The organism is Kitasatospora sp. NPDC043949, from assembly GCF_056435365.1.
This window is the reverse complement of the sequence record NZ_JBWKEQ010000005.1, coordinates 50,875-72,371: the sequence shown is the minus strand read 5'-3', so window position 1 is coordinate 72,371 and position 21,497 is coordinate 50,875. Positions and strand designations below refer to the sequence as shown.

At 73.6% G+C, this 21,497-nt stretch carries 2 protein-coding genes; both read left to right on the top strand.

From position 1 onward, the window contains the following. The first annotated feature begins 3 nt into the window (after window positions 1-3). Entirely contained in the window at window positions 4-1,998 is a 1,995-nt protein-coding gene (asnB, locus tag AC07AL_RS06625) for an asparagine synthase (glutamine-hydrolyzing) (protein WP_363588720.1), read from the top strand. Further along, window positions 1,995-21,377 (top strand): SDR family NAD(P)-dependent oxidoreductase, encoded by a 19,383-nt coding sequence (locus tag AC07AL_RS06620; RefSeq protein WP_478317071.1) that lies wholly within the window; start codon window positions 1,995-1,997, stop codon window positions 21,375-21,377. The genes asnB and AC07AL_RS06620 overlap by 4 nt, the downstream gene beginning before the upstream one ends. Window positions 21,378-21,497: the final 120 nt, after the last annotated feature.

Genomic DNA, 21,497 nt, shown 5'->3' with positions numbered 1-21,497 from the left:
ATCATGTGCGGGCTGGCTGGTTTCCTCTCGACCTCGCTGCACCCCGGTGCCACCGCCGAGGTCATCACCTCGATGCTGTCGAACATCCACCACCGCGGGCCGGACGAGGCGGGCTACTACCTCGACGACGGCATGGCCATGGGGGCGGTGCGGCTGGCCATCGTCGACCTCGCCGGTGGCTCGCAACCCATGTCCGACCCCTCCGGGCGCTACTGGATCTGCTTCAACGGCGAGATCTACAACCACATCGAACTCCGCGCGGAACTGGAGCGCCTCGGCCGCCCGTTCCGCACCGACCACTCCGACACCGAGGTCGTGCTCCAGGCCTGGATCCAGTGGGGGTCGGACTGCTTCACCCGGTTCAACGGCGCGTTCGCCGTCGCCATCAGGGACGCGGCGACCGGTGACCTGGTGCTGGCCCGCGACCGCTACGGCAAGCGCCCGCTGTTCTACGCCGACGCGGGCGGGGACTTCCTGTTCGCGTCCGAGATGAAGGCGTTCCGCGCCTTCCCCGGCTTCCGCTTCGAGTTCGACCCGAGGGAGCTGGCCACCACCTACGCCGCGTGGACGCCGCTGCCCGACCGCACGCCGTTCCGGGGCGTGCGCCAGCTGCCGATGGGCTCCGTGTTGACCATCAGCGCGGGCCGCCGCTCGCTGCGCCCCTACGAGGACCTCGACTTCGACGTGCCCGGCTTCGACGGCACCGAGGCCGAGGCGATCGACATGCTCCGGCAGACCCTGCGCACCAGCGTGGAGCTGCGGCTGCGCTCCGACGTCGAGGTCGGCGTCTACCTGAGCGGCGGCCTGGACTCCTCGATCGTGACGAGGCTGGCCACCCAGCTCTCCCCGTACGAGGTCCGCACCTTCTCGGTGGCGTTCCAGGACAAGTCCTTCGACGAGTCCGACAGCCAGCGCCTGGTCGCCGAGCACCTGGGCACCCTGCACACCGCCGTCCCGATCACCAGCGAGGACATCACCGACCACTTCCCGGCCGCCGTGTACCACGCGGAGGTTCCGACCTTCCGCACCTCGTTCGTGCCGATGTTCCTGCTGTCCCGGCACGTCCGCGACGCCGGGATCAAGACCATCCTCAGCGGCGAGGGCGCCGACGAGGCCTTCCTCGGCTACTCGCTGTTCCGCGAGACCCTGCTGCGCGCGCGGTGGAACGAGCTGACCGACGGCGAGCGCCGCACCCGGCTGGCCGGCCTGCACCCGGAGCTGGAGCACTTCGGCTCCGCCCACCAGGCCCATCTGCTCGGCCTGTACCAGCAGTTCTCGGTGGAACGGCTGCCGGGCCTGTTCTCCCACGAGATGCGGTACCAGAACGGGAGGTTCGCGGCCCGGCTGCTCGCCGACCGGATCGACCCGTTCGCCGACCTGCTCGACCTCGTCGCCGGGACTCCCGGCTACGCGGACATGACCGCGATGCACAAGGCGCAGTGGTTGGAGTACAAGACGCTGCTGCCCGGATTCCTGCTGTCCACGCAGGGGGAGCGGGCCGCGCTGGCGCACAGCGTGGAGAACCGCTGCCCGTTCCTCGACCCCGCGGTGGTGCGCGCGGCCGCGTCGGTGAACCTGCGCTACGACGACGGCCAGGTCGAGAAGGCCATCCTGAAGAAGGCGTTCCGCGCCGAGCTCCCGGAGTGGACCACCAGCCGCCCCAAGCAGCCCTACCGCGCGCCGGGCAGCGCCGCCTTCAAGGAAAGCCGCCCGGACTACCTGGAACTGCTGCTGTCCGACCACGAGTTGGCCGGGATCGGCTGCCTGGACGCGAAGTTCGCCCGGCGCCTGGTCGACAAGGTCATGACCTCGCCGGTGGAGGAGGTCAGCACCAAGGAGGACCAGACCTTCCTCTACCTGCTGACGACCGCCGTGCTCCACCAGCAGTTCGTGCGGGGCGGCGGTACGGCGCCGGCCGGAGCGTCGAGCGCCGCGCTGAACCTGCGGGTGACCGTGGACAACCGCCGTGCCGTGCAGCGAGTGGGGGAGAGCCGATGAGTACCGACGACATCGCGATCATCGGGCTGGCCCTGCGGTTCCCCGGCTCCGACACCCTCGTCGAGCTGTTCGACCACCTCGCGGCCGGACGCTCGCTGATCACCGAGGTGCCCGCCGAACGATGGTCCAAGGAACGCTACTTCGGCGATCCGCGCGGCGGCGAGGAGAAGACGTACAGCGTCTGGGCCGGGTTCGTCGAGGACGCCGACCGCTTCGACGCCGCCTTCTTCAACATCTCCCCGCGCGAGGCGGAGACGATGGACCCGCAGCAGCGGTTCGCGCTGGAGCTGGCCTGGAAGGCCATCGAGGACGCGGGCTACCGGGCGGGCGAACTCGCGGGCAGCCGCACGGGCGTCTTCATGGGCCTGTGCCACGGCGACTACGCCGAGCTGATCGAACGCGACGACGTGCCGACCGACGCCTACTTCCCGACCGGCACGGCCTACTCGATCGTCGCCAACCGGCTGTCCTACTACTTCGACTTCCACGGCCCCAGCATCGCCAACGACACCGCCTGCTCCAGTTCCCTGGTCTCGCTCTACGAGGCCGTCGCCGCCCTGCACAACGGCGACTGCGACCTGGCGCTGGCCGGCGGCGTGAACCTGTGCTGGTCGCCGAAGCTGTTCGTGGCGTTCAGCAAGGCGAGCATGCTCTCGCCCACCGGCCGCTCGCATGCCTTCGACCAGGACGCGGACGGCTTCGTCCGGGGCGAGGGCGGCGCCGTCCTGCTGCTCAAGCCGCTGGCCAGGGCGCTGGCGGACGGCGACCCCGTGCACGCGGTGATCAAGGGCGTCGGCACCAACCACGGCGGCAAGACCAACTCGCTGACCGTCACCAACCCGGCCGCCCAGGCCGCGCTGATCGAGGACGTCTACACCCGCGCCGGTGTGACGCCCGAGACGGTGAGTTACATCGAGGCCCACGGGCCCGGCACGCCGGTCGGCGACCCGATCGAGATCGTCGGCCTCAAACGCGCCTTCCAGAGCCTGCACGACGCCCACGGGACGTCACCGCGGCCGGACAGCACCGGCATCGGCTCCATCAAGACCAACATCGGCCACCTGGAATCGGCCGCGGGCGTGGCCGGCGTGGTCAAGGTGATCGGCGCGATGGCCGCCGGGACCCTCCCGGCGACGGTCAACTTCCGGACCAGGAACCAGCTGATCGACCTGGACGGCAGCCCGTTCTACATCGTCGGCGACACCCGGCCGTGGCCGGGCGGCGACGGAGTGCCGCGCCGGGCCGGCGTCAGCTCGTTCGGGTTCGGCGGGACCAACGCCCACGTGCTGCTGGAGGAGCACCTCGGCGGGCCGGCCGACCGCGCCGCCGAGCCCGCGGGGCCGTACGTCGTCCCGCTGTCGGCGAAGAACCTGGAGCGGCTGCGGGTGCTCGCGGGCGGCCTGCGGGACCACCTGCTGGCACCGGAGACCGCGCTGCGGCCGCGCCAGGCGCTGGCCGACATCGCCCACACGCTCCAGGTCGGCCGCGAAGCGATGCGGGTCCGGGCCGTGTTCCTGGTCTCGGACCGGGAGCAGCTCGTGGCCGCGCTGGAGTCCGTCGCGGACGGCGAGGTGCGCAACCCCGCCGGGGCCGGGGCCGAACTGGTCGCGGCGGCGCAGGACTGGGCGAGCGGGGGCGGCGCCGACTGGCCCGGGTATCCCGGGGCGCGTCGCGTCCGGCTGCCGACCTACCCGTTCGCCCGGGACCGGCACTGGTACGTCACGCCGCCGGCCGAGGCGCCGGGCGCCGCGCTGCTGCACCCGCTCGTCCACCGCAACACCTCCGACCTGGCGCAGCAGCGCTACACCTCCACGTTCACCGGGGCCGAGCCCTTCCTGGCCTCGCACCTGGTCCGCGGCCGGCGGGTGCTGCCCGCGGTCGCGTACCTGGAGATGGCGCGCGCCGCCGTGGAGCGCGCGGCGGCCCGGGAGGGGGCCGTCCGGCTGCGCGACCTCGCGTGGCTGCGGCCGATCGTCGTCGGCGAACCGGTCGACGTCGACCTCGCGCTGACGCCGCGCGAGGACGCGATCGCGTTCGAGTTCCGGCAGGGTGAGACGGTCCACAGCACCGGCACCGCCGAACTGGTCACCCTGCCGGACCCGTCACCGCTGGACCTGGACGCCCTGCGCGCCGCCTGCCGCACCACCCGCGGCACCGACGAGGTCTACGCCGCCTTCCGCGCCCAGGGCCTGGAGTACGGCCCGGCCATGCGCGCGCTGCGCGGGCTCCGGCTGGGCCGCGACGAGGCGATCGCCCGCATCCGGACCACCGGCGCCGACGGCTGCGTGCTGCCGCCGAGCGTCCTGGACGCCGCCTTCCAGACCTCCGTGGTCCTGACGGGCGCCGCCGCCGGCCCGACGCTGCCCTTCACCCTCGACGAGCTCCAGGTGTACCGGCCCTGCCCCGCCGAGACCTGGGCCTGGGTGCGACGCAGCGCCGGCTCCGGGACGCTCACCACCTTCGACATCGACCTGTGCGACGGCGACGGCGTGATCAGCGCCAGCCTGCGGGGGCTCGCCCAGCGCACCACCGACGCGGGCCCGCGCGTCGTCACGGCGACCACCCGGTGGACCGACCGGCCGCTGGACGCGGACGGCGGCGCCACCCGCACCGCGCACCTCCTGACCCTGCCGGAGATCACCCGGGCGAGCCCGGCCGACGGCGTCGACGCCGCGACCGAGCAGGTGTTCGCCGAGGTCCAGCAGGTGCTCGCGTCCTCTCCCCGGACCGGGCACCGCTTCGTGGCCCTGATCGACGCCCGGGTACCGGCCCACTTCCACGCACCGCTGGCGGGCCTGTTCCGCACCGTCGCCCTGGAGAACCCGCTCGTCTCGGGCCGGGTCGTCCGGGTCGCCGGCCTGGACGCGGCCTCCGCCGAGCAGCTCGCGCGGATCGTGCGGGAGGAGTGCGCCGACGACTCCGCCGACACCGAGGTCCGCTACACCGCCGACGGCACCCGGCAGGTGCTGGAGCCCGTCGAGACGCGACTGGACGCCGGACCGCAGGTGCCCGCGCTGCGGGCCGGCGGCGTCTACTGGGTCACCGGCGGCCTGGGCGGCATCGGCCGCCACCTCGCCCGCTACCTGGGCCGCGCGGGGGCGACGGTCGTCCTGAGCGGACGCTCCCCGGCGGGCTCGGTGGACGCCCTGCGCGCCGAAGGGGTCGACGCGCACTACCTGCCGGTCGACGTCGCCGACGCCGCAGGCGTGCGCGCCGCGGTCGACACGATCGTGCGCGAGCACGGGTCGCTCGACGGCGTCGTGCACGCGGCCGGCCTGCTGCGCGACCAGTACCTGCTGCGCAAGGACCTGGCCGACGTCCGCCTGGTGACGGCGCCGAAGGTCCGCGGCACGCTCAACCTCGACGCCGCGACCCGCCACCTCGACCTGGAGTTCTTCGCGCTCTTCTCCTCGGTCGCCGGCGTCTATGGCAGCCCGGGGCAGTCCGACTACTCGGCGGCCAACGCCTTCCTCGACGCCTTCGCCCGGCACCGCCGGACGCTGGTCGACGCGGGCGAGCGCAGCGGCCGGACCGTCGCGATCAGCTGGCCGCTGTGGGCCGACGGCGGCATGACGCTGGACGAGGTCACCCGTGACTCCCTGCGCCGCGAGCGCGGCTGGGAGGACCTGCCCACCGAGGACGGGCTGCGCGCCTTCGGCCGGGCCCTGCTCGCCGACGCCCCCGCGCACCTCGTCGTCGCCTACGGCGCCAAGGCCACCCTGGCCGCGCAACGCCGGGCGGCCCCGGCCCCCGCGGCCCCGGCCACCGCCTCGTCCGCCACCGCTGCTCCGTCAGGCGGCGCGGGCGAGGGCGACCTGCTGCAGCGCACCGAGGAACTGCTCAGGGGGGTCGTCGCCGAGGTCCTGCGGCACGACCCGGAGCACATCGAGTCGACCACCAACCTCATCGAGTACGGCATCGACTCGCTGAGCATCCTCGGGGTGACCGCCCAGCTGGAGAAGGTGTTCGGGCCGCTGTCCAAGACGATCTTCTTCGAGTACCTGAACATCGCCGAGGTGGCCGCGCACTTCGTGGAGACCAGGCGGGCGCAGCTGGAGGCGGTGCTGGGGGCGACCGGTCCGGCCGGAACCCCGGAAAGCCCGGAAACCGCGGAGACCCCGGAAGCCTTGGCAGCCCCGGTCGTTCAGACCGAGGCCCCCGCGGTCCAGCCCGAGGCCCCCGCGGTCCAGCCCGAGGCCCCGGCCGCCCGGTTCGAGGCCCCGGCCGCGTCCGCCGTCACCGTGGTCCGCGAACCCGCGCGCGACGACCGGCACGACATCGCGATCATCGGAGTGTCCGGGCGCTACCCCGGCGCCGACACGATGGACGAGCTGTGGGAGCTGCTGGAGAACGGCCGGCACACCTTCGAGGAGGTCCCCGCCGACCGCTGGGGCCACGAGGCCATCCACGACAGCGACCGGTCCGTCCGCGGCAAGAGCGTGATCCGGACCGGGACCTTCCTCCGCGACCTCGACAAGTTCGACCCCCGCTACTTCCGCATCTCCAAGCGCGAGGCCGAGCAGATGTCCCCGGAGGTGCGGCTGTTCCTCCAGTCGGGCGTGGAGGCACTGGAGGACGCCGGCTACTCGCGGCAGACCATCCACCGCCGCTACCAGGGCGACGTCGGCGTGCTCGTGGGGACCATGAGCAACCACTACAACCTGTACGGCTTCCAGAACAGCCTGACCAGGGGCGCGCCGCAGAGCGGCAGCTACACCGGGACGCTGCCCAACATGCTGTCCTACTTCTACGGCCTGACCGGGCCGTCGATCTTCCTGGACACCATGTGCTCCGCCTCGTCGACGTGCGTGCACCAGGCCGTGCAGATGCTGCGGGCCGGTGAGTGCCGGATGGTCGTCGCGGGCGGCGTCAACCTGATGCTGCACCCGTACAACCTGATCACCTCCTCGGAGGAGCACTTCACCACCGGCACCTCCGACGTGATCCGCAGCTTCGGCCACGGCGTGGACGGCACCATCCTCGGCGAGGGCGTCGGCGCGGTCGTGCTCAAGCCGCTGGTCGACGCCGAGCGCGACGGCGACCACGTGTACGCCGTGATCAAGGGCACCGCCCTGTCCAACGCCGGGACGCGCAACGGCTTCACCGTGCCGAACCCGGGCATGCAGGCGCACGCGATCCAGAAGGCGATCGAGGACGCCGGCGTCGACCCGAGGACGATCGGCTACGTCGAGGGGCACGGCTCGGGCACCGCGCTGGGCGACCCGATCGAGGTCCGCGCCCTGACGTCGGCGTTCCGCAAGTACACCGCGGACCGCCAGTTCTGCGCCCTCGGGTCCGTCAAGGCCAACATGGGGCACCTGCTCGCGGCGGCCGGCATGATCGGCCTGGCGAAGGTGCTGCTCCAACTGAGGCACGGCAAGCTGGCGCCGTCCCTGCACAGCACGGAGCTCAACCCGGACATCGACTTCGCCGACACCCCGTTCCAGGTGCAGCAGAAGCTCGCCGACTGGCAGCCGATGGTCACCGAGGTGGACGGCCGCCAGGTCACCCACCCCCGGCGGGCCGGCATCACCTCGATCGGCGCCGGCGGCATGAACTCGCACATCATCCTTGAGGAGTACCCCGAACGGCCGGTGCGCCAAGAGCCCTTCGGTGAGCAGCTGTTCGTGTTCTCGGCGATGAACGAGGCCGCGCTCGGGCGCTACCTGGCCGTCTTCCGCGACCACCTCGCCGGGGCGCGGGAGGCCGACCTCCCCGACATCGCGTACACCCTGCGGGTCGGAAAGAACGAACTGCCGCACCGCTGGGCGTTCGTGGCGGGGGACCGGCGGTCCGCGCTGGCGGCCGTCGACGGCTACCTGGCCGGGCGGCGGGAGCTGCCCGCGCACGAACTCGCCGCCACCTGGGCCGGCGGCAAGAGCGTCGACTGGGACCAACTGCCGACGGCACGCCGGGTGTCGCTGCCCGCCTACCCGTTCGAGAAGGTGCGCTGCTGGATCGAGCAGACCGACGGCGCACCGTCCGTGCTGGCCCCGCTGGCGCTGCGCGAGCGGCTGCACCCCTTCCTGGGGCGCAACGAATCCGACGTCCGGGGCCTGCGCTACGCCCTGGACGTCCACCTCACCGACCTGCTCGACTACGGCTACCGGCTGGCCAAGGCGCCGACCATCGTGCCCACCTTCGTGGTGGACCTCGCGCTGGCCGCCGCGAAGGTCAGCGGGTTCGCCGCCGAGGCGTCGGTCCACGACCTGCGCGTGCTGCGGCCGGTCGACTGGTCCACGACCACGCGGCTCGTCACGGAGTTCGCCGACGGCCACGGCACCGTCCGGACCGGGGACGGGACGGCGGCGGTCGAGTTCACCGTGCGGGGGGCGGCCACGGCGCCGTCCGGCCGGGTCGAGCCGGCCGGACTGCGGGAGGTCCTCACCCGGGAGCAGTTCCTGGCCGAACTGGCCGAGGGCGGGCTGGACTACAAGCCGGCCTCGTGCGCGGTCGAGGGCGTGTTCCGCGCGCCGGACGGCCGGACGGTGCTGACCATCGGCAGTCCCGCGTTCCAGCAGGACCACGTCCGGCGCAACGTCACCGTCGAGCCGTTCGTGCTCGCGGCGATCGCCCAGGGCGTGCAGTGGGAGGCCAAGCGCGCCGGGGCGCCGGACTGGACCCTGGTCGCGCTCAACCAGGTCGGGGAGATCCGGGTGCGGGCCGGTTCGCCGGTCACGCACGTGGTCCTCGGCGACGACCGGATCCTGCTGGTCGGGGGCACGGGCGAGGTCGTCGGGGAACTGGCCGGGGTGCGGCGCGGTACCGGAGGGGTGGCGCCGGGCGACCGTCCGGCGCCGCAGGCCCGCCCGGTGCGAGAGCGGGAGCCGGTCGTACCGGCTGAGCAGGATGTACCAGTGGTGTCGGCGGTGTCGGGTGTCGTGGACGTCCTGCGCTCCATCGCCGCCGAGATCCTCAAGTTCGAGCCGGAGGAGCTCGACCCGGGTACCGGACTGGACGCGTTCGGCTTCGACTCCATCTCGCTGGTGACCTTCGCGAAGGAGATCCACGAGCGGTTCGGGGTCGTGGTCAGCCCGGCGGTGTTCTTCGACGTCAGCACCCTGGAGGCGCTGGGCGCCCACCTGGTCGACGAGCACGGTGCCACGGCGAAGGCCGAGGTGAAGGCCGAGGTGAAGGCCGAGGTGAAGGCCGAGGCCGGGGTCAAGATCAAGGTCGAACCCCAGCCCCAACCCCAGCCCCAGCCCCAACCCCAGTCCCAGCCCCAGCCGGAGTCGGAGCCGGTTCGCACCGGGCCCGACCCGCGCCGGCCGGTCGCCGTCATCGGCGCGGCCGGGCGCTTCCCGGGCGCCCGCGACCTGGACGAGTACTGGGCGAACCTGCTGGCGGGCAAGGACTCCGTCACCGCGTTCCCGCTGCACCGCTACGACGAGGAGCAGCGCAAAGCCATCGAGGCCCAGGACTTCCCCCAACGGATCGGAGCCCTGGACGACATCGACGCCTTCGACGCCAGCTTCTTCCGCATCCTGCCGCGCGAGGCCGAACTGATGGACCCGCAGCACCGCCTCGTCCTGGAGACGGTCTGGCAGGCGCTGGAGGACAGCGCGTACCGACCCGCCGACCTGCCGACCAACACGGGCGTGTTCATCGGCGTCACCGGCAACGACTACGCGACGCTGCTCGCCACGCTCGGCGTGCGACCGGACGCCTTCACCTCGACCGGCACCACGCACTCGATCCTGGCCAACCGCATCTCCTACCTGCTCGACGTGCGCGGCCCGAGCGAGCCGATCGACACGGCCTGCTCCAGCTCGCTGGTGGCGGTGCACCGCGCGATCGAGGCGATCCGCTCCGGCACCTGCGACCTGGCCGTCGCGGGCGGGGTCAACGTGCTGCTCAGCACGGACACCTTCGTCAGCGCGCACCGCGCGGGCATGCTCAGCCCGGACGGCCTCTGCAAGACCTTCGACGCGGGCGCGAACGGCTACGTCCGGGGCGAGGGCGTCGGGGTGGTGGTGCTCAAGTCGCTGGCGGCGGCGGAGCGCGACGGTGACGCGATCCTCGGGGTGATCCGGGGCAGCGCGTACAACCACGGCGGCCGGGCCAACTCGCTGACCGCGCCGAACGCCGACGCCCAGGCCGAGCTGGTGACGGCCGCCGTCGGCGACCTCGACCCGGACACCATCGGCTACATCGAGACCCACGGCACCGGCACGGCCCTCGGCGATCCGGTGGAGGTCCGGGCGCTGCGCACCGCGTTCCGCCGGCTGGGCCGCAGCGACGACGGGGCGTGCGGCCTCGGCTCGGTCAAGACCAACATCGGCCACCTGGAGTCGGCCGCGGGCATCGCCGGGCTGCTGAAGGTGCTGCTCGCGCTCAAGCACGGCGTGCTGCCCGCGACTCAGCACCTCCAGGAGGTCAACCCGTACATCGAACTGGCCGGCGGCCCGTTCCACATCGTGCGGGACAACGAGGCCTGGCCGCGCCCCCGCAGCGGTGCCGGCGGCCCCGCGCCGCGGCGTGCCGGGGTGAGCAGCTTCGGGTTCGGCGGCGTCAACGCCCATGTGGTCGTCGAGGAGTACGTACGCGGCGACCGGGACGGGGAGGGCGACGGCGGGCCGGTCGCGGTGCCGCTGTCGGCCCGCACCGCCCGGCAGCTGACCGACCGGGCCCGGGGCCTGCTCGCCTACCTGGAGTCCCCGGAGTCGGAGCAGGTGTCGCTGCAATCCATCGCGTGGAGCCTCCAGGTCGGCCGCGAGGAGATGGCGGAACGGGTCGGCTGGGTCGTCTCGTCCCGTTCCGAACTCGTCGACGGGCTGCGGGCGTTCGTCGCCACCGGCGAGCGCGGAGCCGAGCCGGAGCCGATCGGGCGGTGGGTCGGCGGGGGCGCCGTCGACTGGCGTTCGCTGCTCGGCGACGGCACGCCCCGGCGCGCGCACCTGCCCGGATACCCGTTCGCCCGGGACCGCTTCTGGGCCCCCGGCACCCGGCAGGAGAGCGGCACGACCCTGCTGACCGCCCGCTGGACGCCGACGCCCGCCGCCGCGACCGGCCGGTACGACCGGCGCGTCGTCGTGCTGTGCGGGGTCGACGGGGAGGTACCCGAGGCGATCCGCCTCGACACGGTCAAGCAGCGGCCGGAGAGCCGGTTCCGCGACCTGTCGTGGCAACTGCTGGAAACCGTCCGCGGCCTCGACGCCCGGGACGGCACCACGCTCGTCCAGGTCGTCACGGCGGACCTCGCTCTCGCGGGCCTGCTGCGGACCGTCACCAAGGAGAACCCGCGGATCGTCGGCCAGGTCATCGGCATCGACGGTGTCCACGGCACCGACCTGGCCGCCGCCGTCGCGGAGAACGCCCGTGCCGCCGACGACCTGGTGCTCTACCGCGACGGTGTCCGGCACACGCGCAGCTGGGCCCCGGCCGAACTCCCGGGCCCGGGTGCGGGAACGGCCTCCGGCAAGCCCTGGCGGGACGGCGGCGTCTACCTGATCACCGGCGGGGCCGGCGGGATCGGCGCCTCGACGGCCCGGCGCATCGCCGCCGACGTCCGGCGGCCGACCGTCGTACTGGCCGGCCGCTCGCCGCAGGACGGCCGGATCGGCCGCCTGCTCGCCGAGCTGCGGCAGGCCGGCGCGGACGCGAGGTACGTGCGCGCCGACGTCTCCCGCTGGGAGGAGGTGCGGCACCTGATCGCCGAGGCGGGCGCCGTCACCGGCATCGTGCACGCCGCCGGCGTGGTGCGGGACTCGCTGCTCGCGGACAAGACCGCCGAGCAGTGGGACGAGGTCCTCGCGACCAAGGTGGACGCCCTCGTGCACCTCGACCGGGCCACCGGGCACTGCCCGCTGGAGTTCGTGCTGACCTTCTCCTCGGGCGCCGCTGTCACCGGCAACCCGGGGCAGTCCGACTACGCGACCGCCAACGCCTTCCTCGACGAGTTCGCCGCCGCGCGCAACGCGCGGGTCGCCGAGGGGCTGCGCCGCGGGCGCACCCTGTCCATCGCCTGGCCGCTGTGGGAGGACGGCGGCATGCAGGTCGGCGAGCGGACCCGGGCCTACCTGTGGGAGGACCGGGGGCTGGCGCCGATGCCCACGGAAGCCGGGCTCACGGCGCTGGTCGACGCCTGGAACGCGGGGGCGGACCAGGTGTGGGTGCACCACGGCGACCCGACGCGGGTGCCGACCGGGACACCGGCCCCGGCCGCCGCGCCGACAACTCCCGCGCCGACGGCTCCCGTTCCGGAGGCTCCCGTCCGTGGCGCCGACCCGAACGTCCTCGGCCACCTCCTCGCCCTGTTCGCCGAGGTCAGCGGGCTCGCCCCGGGCGCGGTCGACCCCGACCGCCCGCTGGTCGACATCGGCCTGGACTCGGTGATGGTCATCCAGCTCAACCGGGAGCTGGTGCGGACCTACCCCGAGGTCTCCTCGACGATCTTCTACGAGCACCCGACCCTGCGGGCCGTGGCCGGTCAACTCGCCGGCCTCCGGCGGGAACCGGCGCGCCGGCAGGCGGCCACGGCCGACCAGCCGGTGGCGGGCGACCAGCCGGCGGCGACTGCCGAACAGCGGGCCACCAGCGCTCGGCCGACCGCCGTCCCCGACCGGCCGGCGCCCGGCGCCGACGAGCCGATCGCGGTGATCGGGCTGAGCGGCCGCTACCCGGGCGCCGCCGACCTGGACGAGTTCTGGGAGAACCTCACGGCGGGCCGCGACTGCGTCCGCGAGGTGGACCGCTGGCCGCTGGACGGCTTCTTCGAACCCGATCGCAACACGGCGGTGGCCACCGGCCGCAGCTACAGCAAGTGGGGCGGCTTCCTGGACGACTTCGCCGCGTTCGATCCCCGGTTCTTCGGCATCGCCCCGCGCGACGCCTACGCCATGGACCCGCAGGAGCGGCTGTTCGTGCAGGCGGCGTGGGAGGTGCTGGAGGACGCCGGGTACACGAGGGCGCGCCTCGCCGAGCGCCACGGCCACGGGGTCGGGGTGTTCGCGGGCGTCACCAAGGTCGGCCACGCCCGGCACGAGGTGGGCCGGCTGCCCTCGGGCGAACTCGTGGTGCCCGGCCTGTCGTTCGCCTCGCTGAGCGCCCGCGCCTCCTACCTGCTCGACCTGCGCGGGCCGAGCCTGACGATCGACACCATGTGCTCGGCTTCGCTGACCGCGATCCACGAGGCGTGCGAACAACTCCGGCGCGGCGCCTGCGAGGTGGCGATCGCCGGTGGCGTGAACCTCTACGCGCACCCGCTGGACTACGTCGAGCTGTGCCGCTCCGGGATGCTCTCGCCCGACCAGCACTGCCGCAGCTTCGGCACCGGCGGCCACGGGTTCGTGCCCGGTGAGGGCGTCGGGTGCGTGCTGCTCAAGCCGCTGTCCCGCGCGGTGGCCGACGGGGACCGCGTGCTCGCGGTGATCCGGGGCTCCAGCGTCAACCACGGCGGCCGTTCCACCGGCTACACCGTGCCGAGCCCGGTCGCCCAGGCCGATGTCGTCCGGCGGGCGCTGGACCAGGCCGGGGTCTCCGCCCGGCAGGTCGGCTACGTCGAGGCGCACGGCACCGGCACCGAACTGGGCGACCCGATCGAGATCACGGGCCTGACCAAGGCCTTCGAACGGGACACCGCGGAGCGGCAGTTCTGCGCGATCGGCTCGGTGAAGTCCGGCATCGGCCACCTGGAGGCCGCGGCCGGGGTGGCCGGCCTGACGAAGGTCCTGCTCCAGCTCAAGCACCGGCAACTCGTCCCGAGCCTGCACGCCGAACAGCTCAACCCGAACATCAGCTTCGAACGGACCCCGTTCCGGGTCCAGCGCGAACTGAGCCCGTGGCACTCCGACGGCCCGCGGATCGCGGCGGTGTCCTCCTTCGGTGCCGGCGGCTCGAACGCACACGTGATCGTCGAGGAGTATTCCGTGCAGCCCACCGACGGCGCGAGCAACGGCGCCGAACAAGCCCGACAACCCCAACAGGCCGAACAGGCCGAACACGTCGTCGTCCTCTCCGCGAGGACTCCCGACCAGCTCACCGCGTCCGTCGACCGGCTGGCCGGATTCCTCGACCGCAACCCGGACACCGCCCTCGCCGACCTGGCCTTCACGCTCCAGGTCGGGCGGGAGGCGATGGCCGAGCGGTACGCGGTCGCCGTCTCGTCGACGGCGGAGCTGAGGGCCGCCCTGAGGGGCGGCCGGGGGCACCGGGGCACCGCCGGGGAATCCGGCGGACTGCTCGCCGAGATCACCGGTGACGGCGACCTCCAGGAACTGCTGGTCCGGCAGTGGATCGCGGCCGGCAAGCTGTCCAAGCTGGCAGCGCTGTGGGCGGCCGGCGCCGAGGTGGACTGGGAGCGCCTGCGCCAGGGCGCGCCACGCCGGGTGGTGTCGCTGCCGACGTACCCGTTCGCCAAGGAGCGGTTCTGGATCGGCGACCTGACCCGGCAGACGCCGGCACCCGCGCTCGCGGTCGCACCCGAGTCCGTGCCGACGCCCGCGCAGATCGCGGCACCGATCGCGGCGCCGATCGTCCAACCCGCCGTCGCGCACAGGGGACTGGACGAGATCGTGCCTGCCGTGGTGCGGGAGAAGATCGCCCGCGCGCTGGCCATGGAGGTCGAGGAGGTCGAGGGCGGGCTGGCGTTCGCCGACTACGGCCTGGACTCGATCCTGGCGATCCGCGTGGTGGACCAGCTCAACGGCGCGCTGACGCTGGACCTGCCGACGAGCGTGGTCTTCGACTTCAGCACGGCCGACCGGCTGGCCGAGCACCTGCTCGCCGAGTACCGGGGCGTCATCGTCCACACGGAGGGAGCGACGGAGCCCGCCGACGAACGGGAGAGCACCCCGCCACCGGTCGTGCGGCCCGCACGGCCCGTGGCGGCCGGGCAGCCGCACGGCGGCACCGGGAGCGCGGAGCGCGGACCGATCGCGGTGATCGGCATGAGCGGCCGGTTCGCCGGCGCCGACTCGCTGGACGAACTCTGGACGCACCTGGCCGACGGCGACGACCTGGTCACCGAGGCGACCCGGTTCGACCTCGACGGCCTGAGCGCCTGCACCCGGGGCGGCTTCCTCGACCGCATCGACGAGTTCGACGCGATGTTCTTCAACATCTCCGGCACCGAGGCCGCGGTGATGGACCCGCAGCAGCGGCTGCTGCTCGAAGAGTCCTGGAAGGCCCTGGAGGACGCCGGCTACGCGGGCCGGATGGGCCGGGCGCGCTGCGGCGTCTACGTCGGGGCGTGGGCCGGCGACTACCAGGGGCTGCTGGATCCGGAGGCGCCGGCGCAGACCCTGTGGGGCAACATGACCTCGGTCATCCCGAGCCGGGTGTCGTACTTCCTCGACCTCAAGGGCCAGGCGATCGCCGTCGACACGTCGTGCTCCAGCTCGCTGGTGGCGATCGACCTGGCCTGCAAGGACCTGTGGTCCGGCGAGACCTCGATGGCGCTGGCGGGCGGGGTGTTCCTCCAGTCCACGCCGCGGCTGTACCGGCTCGCGGGCCGCGCCGGGATGCTGTCGCCGACCGGCCGCTGCCACACCTTCGACCACCGCGCCGACGGCTTCGTGCCCGGCGAGGGCGTCGGGGTCGTGGTGCTCAAGCGGCTCGCGGACGCGCTGGCCGACGGCGACCACATCCACGGCGTGATCAAGGCCAGCGGCGTCAACCAGGACGGCGCCACCAACGGGATCACCGCGCCGAGTTCGGTGTCCCAGGAGAGCCTGCTCGGCGAGGTGTACGAGCGGTTCGGCGTCGACGTGGAGCGGATCGGACTCGTCGAGGCGCACGGCACCGGCACCAAGCTCGGCGACCCGATCGAGTTCCAGGCGCTGAACCGGGCGTTCCGCGCCCGCACCGACCGGACGGAGTACTGCGCGGTCGGCTCGCTGAAGACCAACATCGGCCACACCCAGTTCGCGGCGGGCATCGCGGGCGTGCTGAAGGTGCTGCTGGCGATCAAGCACCGGAAGATCCCCGCCTCGCTGCACTTCGAGACCGCCAACGAGGCGATCCCGCTGGTGGGAAGCCCGTTCTACCTGAGCACCCGCACCCACGACTGGGAGAGCCCCGCCGGGGTGCCGCGGTGCGGGGTGGTGAGCTCCTTCGGCGCCAGCGGCACCAATGCGCACCTGGTGATCGAGGAGGCCCCGGCCGTCGCCGACGCCGTCGCGCGCACCGCCGTCGCGCCGCGGACGGACCACGTGGTGGTCCTCTCGGCGCGGACGGAGGAACAACTCCTCGAACAGCGGCGCCGATTGGCGCTCCACGTCCGCGCCCACGCGTCGATCGACCTCGGCGACCTCGCCTACACCCTGGCCGTCGGCCGGGAACGCTTCGCCCACCGCTTCGCCTGCGTGGTCCGCGACCGCGACGAGCTGGTCCAGGTGCTGGACGGCACGGTCCCGGCCCGGCTGCCCGACGACGACCTGGCGCCCGCCGAGGGCCGACGGATCCCGCTGCCGACCTACCCGTTCGCCCGCGACCGCCACTGGGCTCCGACCGCCGGCAGCAGCAACGGCGGCACCGGCAACGGCGGCACCAGCGGTGACGGCACCGGCGTCACGCTGACCCGCACGGACGGCCTGCTGCGCGACCACGTGGTGCAGGGCCGTCACCTCCTGCCCGCGGTCGCCTACCTCGACCTCGCCCGCAAGGCGCTGGGCGCCACCCGGGTGCGGATGCGCAACGTCACGTGGGTGCAGCCGCTGGAGGTCTCGGACACCCCGGTCGACGTCCGGGTCGAGGTCCGCGCGAGCGAGCAGGGCGGGCACCGGTTCGAGATCGGCACCGGCTCCACCGTGTGCTGCGAGGGCGCCATCGCGTCGTCCGACGCCCCGCGCCCGGCACCGGTCGACCTCGCCGCGCTGCGCGCGGACTGCCGGGAGACCGTGTCCGGCGAGCGGATCCACGAGGCCCTGGTGGCGATGGGCATCGACCACGGCCCGAGCCTGCGGGCGATCCGGCAGGCGCACGTCGGCTCCGGTCTCGTCCTCGCCGAACTGGCCCTGCCCGGCTCGGCGGAGCCCGGACCGCTGGCGCCCGCGATGCTGGACTCGGCGATCCAGGCGGCCGTCGCGCCCCACCTCACCGGCATGCGGGACACCGCCGTGCCGTTCGCCCTGGACCGGCTCGACCTGTACGCCCCGTGCCAGTCGGCGATGTGGGCCGTGGTGCGAGGCGGCGCGGCCGGGCCGCTCGACAAGCTCGACATCGACCTGGTCGACGCCGACGGCGCGGTCTGCGTGCGGCTGACCGGCTACACCTCGCGCCGCACCGTCCGGAGCGAGCCCGCGCTGTACGCGCCCGTCTGGGACCCGACCACCGCCACCGACGCGCCCGTACCCGCTCGCACCGACCGGGTCCTGGTCGTCGGCGGACCGACACCGCTCGACGGCGCCCTGACCTGGCCGCTGCCGCCGTCCGCCTCCGTCGAGGAGGTGACCGCCGCACTGCGCGACCTCGGACCGGTCGACCACCTGGTCTGGACGGCGCCCGAGCCCAAGCTCGACCCCGTCGACGCCGCCGGGTACACGGCCGCGCAGAACGACGGCGTCGTCGCCGCGTTCCGCCTGATCAAGGCGCTGATCGAAGCCGGGTACGACGCCCGGCCGCTGGGGATCACGCTGGTCACCACCCGCGCGCTCGCCACCCACGCCGACGACCCCGTCCAGCCGGCGCACGCCGGGCTGCACGGCCTGTTCGGCTCCCTGGGGCGCGAGTACGAGCAGTGGACCGTCCGGCGCGTCGACCTCGACGGCCCCGACTGGCCCGCCGACCTCACCGCCCTGCCCGCCCGCTCGTCCGAGGACGCCTGGGTCCGACGGGCCGGCCAGTGGCTGGCCCGGCACTGGGCGCCGTGCGAGACGCCCGCGCGACCGGTCTACCGCGAGGGCGGCGTCTACGTGGTGATCGGCGGCGCCGGCGGTCTGGGCACCGCCTGGACCCAGCACGTGGTGCGGCAGTACGGCGCGCACGTCACCTGGATCGGCCGCAGCGCACCCGACGCGGCCATCGAGGAACGGCTCCGGTCCGTCCAGGGACGCGGCACCGTCCGCTACCTCAGCGCCGACGCCGGGGACCCGGCCGCGCTGCGCCGGGCCGTCGGCGAGGTCAGGGAGCGCCACCCGCGGATCGACGGGGTCGTGCAGGCTGCGCTCGTCCTGCGGGACAGCACCTTCGCCCGGATGGACGAGGCCACCCTGCGCGCGGGGCTGGCGGCCAAGGTCGACGTCACGACGGCGATGGCCGAGGTCTTCGACGGCGAGCAACTGGACTTCGCCGTGCTGCTGTCGTCGATGCAGTCCTTCACGACGGCGGCCGGCCAGGGCAACTACGCGGCCGGCTGCACCTTCAGCGACGCCTACGCGCACGCGCTCGGACAGCACTGGGACACCCCCGTCAGGGTCATGAACTGGGGGTGGTGGGGCAACCTCGGGAGCGTCACCTCCGAGTTCTACCGGGAGCGGCTGAGCCGGGTCGGCCTGGTGTCGATCGAGCCGCGCGAGGGGCTCGCCGCCCTGGACGCCCTGCTCGGCGGGGAACAGCGGCAGCTGGCCTTCGTGAAGACCAACCAGCACAACACCCTGGCGAACTTCGACCGCGCCACCCAGGTCACCGTGCACGGCCGGACGCCCTCCCGGGTGCGCGGCGAGCTGTTGCTCGCGCCGGAGAGCGTGGACGGCCTGATGGACGAGGTCGTGCGGTGGCGCCGGACCGAGCGGGACCCGTGGCTGGCGAAGGTCCTGGCGGCCCAGCTGGCGACCGTCGACCACACCGCGATCCTGCCGGTGTACGCCGACTGGCTGGAGCACGCCCGGCGGGCCACCGTCCCGGCCGGGCCGACGGAGGCCGTGTCCACGGCGGGCGTGCTCGCGGAGGCCGTCCTCGCGCAGTGGGACCGGCAGTGCGAGTCCTGGTCGGCCGACGCCGACCGCAAGGCCGAACTGCGGCTGGCCTCCGCCATGCTCCGGGCGCTGCCGGACATCGTGACCGGCCGGACCAGGCCCACCGACATCATGTTCCCGCGCGGTTCGGTGGAGCTGGTGGAGGGCTGCTACCGCAACAACCACGTCGCGGACGTGTTCAACCGCGCCATGGCCGGCGCCGCCGTCGCCGTCGTGTCGGAGCGGCTGCGCCGTGAACCGGGGACGCGGCTGCGGATCCTGGAGATCGGCGCCGGCACCGGCGGCACCAGCGCCGGGATGTTCGCCGCGCTCAAGCCGTACCAGGAGAGCATCGAGACGTACGTCTACACGGACCTCTCCAAGGCCTTCCTCAACCACGCCCGCGCCACCTACGGGCCGGGCGTGCCCTACCTGGACTGCCGACTGCTCAACATCGAACGGCCGCTGGCCGGGCAGGACGTCGGCGAGGGCGGGTTCGACCTGGTGATCGCGGCCAACGTGCTGCACGCGACCAAGGACACCCGCAACACCCTGCGCAATGCCAAGGCCGCGATGCGGGCCGGCGGGTGGCTGCTGCTGAACGAACTGTCGGCCTTCGACCTGTTCAGCCACGTCACCTTCGGGCTGCTGGAAGGCTGGTGGCTGTTCGACGACCGGTCGCTGCGGATCCCGGGCTCGCCGGCGCTGTCGCCGGAGAACTGGCGGGACGTGCTGGCGGGGGAGGGCTTCGGGACGGTGGTGTTCCCGCTGTCGCAGGCGCTGCCGCTGGGACAGCAGGTCATCGCGGCGGAGAGCGACGGGGTGGCCCGGCAGGCGGTCGGGACCAGGCCGAAGGGCGTCACCCGGCCGGTGCCGGCTGCGGCGCCTGTCGCGGCGCCTGTTGCCGTGCCTGCTGCGGTACCTGCCGTGGTGCCGACGCCCCGGCCGGAGCCCGCGCCCGCCCCGCCGGCCGCGAGCCCCGTGCCCGCCCCCGCTCCCTCCGCCGCACCGGCGTCGCGCTCCGACCTGTCCGCGCTCATCCTCGACAAGGCCGCGGCCGTGCTCGGCATCCCGGCCGAGCGGATCGACACCGCGGCCCCGCTCACCCACTACGGCCTGGACTCGATCCTGGTCCTCCAGCTCACCAACGCCCTGCGCGAGGAGTTCGGTGACGACGTCTCCGCGACCCTGCTCTTCGACGTCGAGACCGTCGACGGCCTGTGCGCCCACTTCGCCGGTGCAGGGGCCGCCGCGACGGCCACGGCGGATGCCCAGGCCGGCCCGGCGGGCGAGCGGTGGAACCTCTCGTGCGGCCAGCTGACCATGTACCGCGACCAGCAGCGCTCGCCGGAGTCGACCGCCTACAACCTCCCGCTCCTCTTCGAGATCCACGGCGAGCTGGACGAAGCCGCCCTGGAGCGGGCGGTCCGTGCCCAGAGCGGCATCCACCCGGTGCTGAGCGCCGTCTTCGGCGAGCGGGACGGCGTGCCGTTCATGGACATCGACCCGGGCCGGGCGCCGTCCTTCGAACGGGTCGACCTCACGGCCACCAAGCGCGCCGCCCAACTGGCCGGGCTGCGGGACTTGGTGAACCTCCCGTTCGACCTGGCGACGGGCCCGCTGGTCCGCGCGCACCTGGTCTCCCTCGCCGGGCGGCGGCGCCTGCTGCTGATCACCGCGCACCACATCCTGCTGGACGGCACGTCCACGGCTGTCCTGATCCGCACGCTCAAGGAGGCCTACCAGGGCCGGGGGAGCGTGAGCCGCGCCGACTACGGCGACTTCGTCGCCTGGGAGGAGGCGCTGCTCGCCGGCCCGCGCGCGCGGCAGCACCGGGACTACTGGCTGCGGGAGCTGGCAGGTCATCGACCGGCGCTCGCGCTGCCCTACGACCGGCCGTACGACCCCAAGCGGATGCCCCGGGTGGACGTGGCGACGGTCAAGCTGCCGCCGCCGCTGGCCGCCGCCCTGGCCGACGCGGCGCGCGAGCACCGGGTCAGCGTCGCCACCGTGCTGTTCGCGACGTACGTGCGGTTCCTGCACCGGCTGACCGGGCAGGACGACCTGGTCCTCGGCATGACGGCGGTCGCCCGCTACGAGGAGCGGTTCCAGGACGTCGTCGGCCAGTTCGCGAACTGCCTGCCGATCCGCTGCACGGCCGTCGGCGGCTTCCCCGAGCTGCTGAAGTCCCTGCAGCGCAAGGTGGTCGGCGGCATCGAGCACGGCGGCTACCCGCTGCTGGAGATCGCCCGGGCCGTGGGCGCGGACGACGAACCGCTGGTCCTGACCAACTTCCTGTTCCAGAACTTCGACGGCGCCGACCTGCTGACCAACGCGGCCCCGGCCGCGCCCGGGGAGTTGGACCTGCGGCTGTTCGACGACCTGCCCTACGCCGGGGAGTACGTCCTCGCTGCCGAGTCCTACCGGGACGGCGAGGGGTTCAAGGTCTTCCTCAAGTACGACGCGAACGTCTTCGACGAGGCCACCGCGCGGCGCATGACGGAGGAGTGGTACGCGGTCATCCGCAGGGAGCTGGGCCTGCGGTAGGCCGTTCCGCGGACCGCCCCCGAAACCCGGAAGCGGGGGGGGGGGGGGGGGGGGGGGGGGGGTTTTGTGGGTCCCTGTGTTTGACTGGCCCTGCGGGGCGGGGTGGGGGGGGGCGCCGGG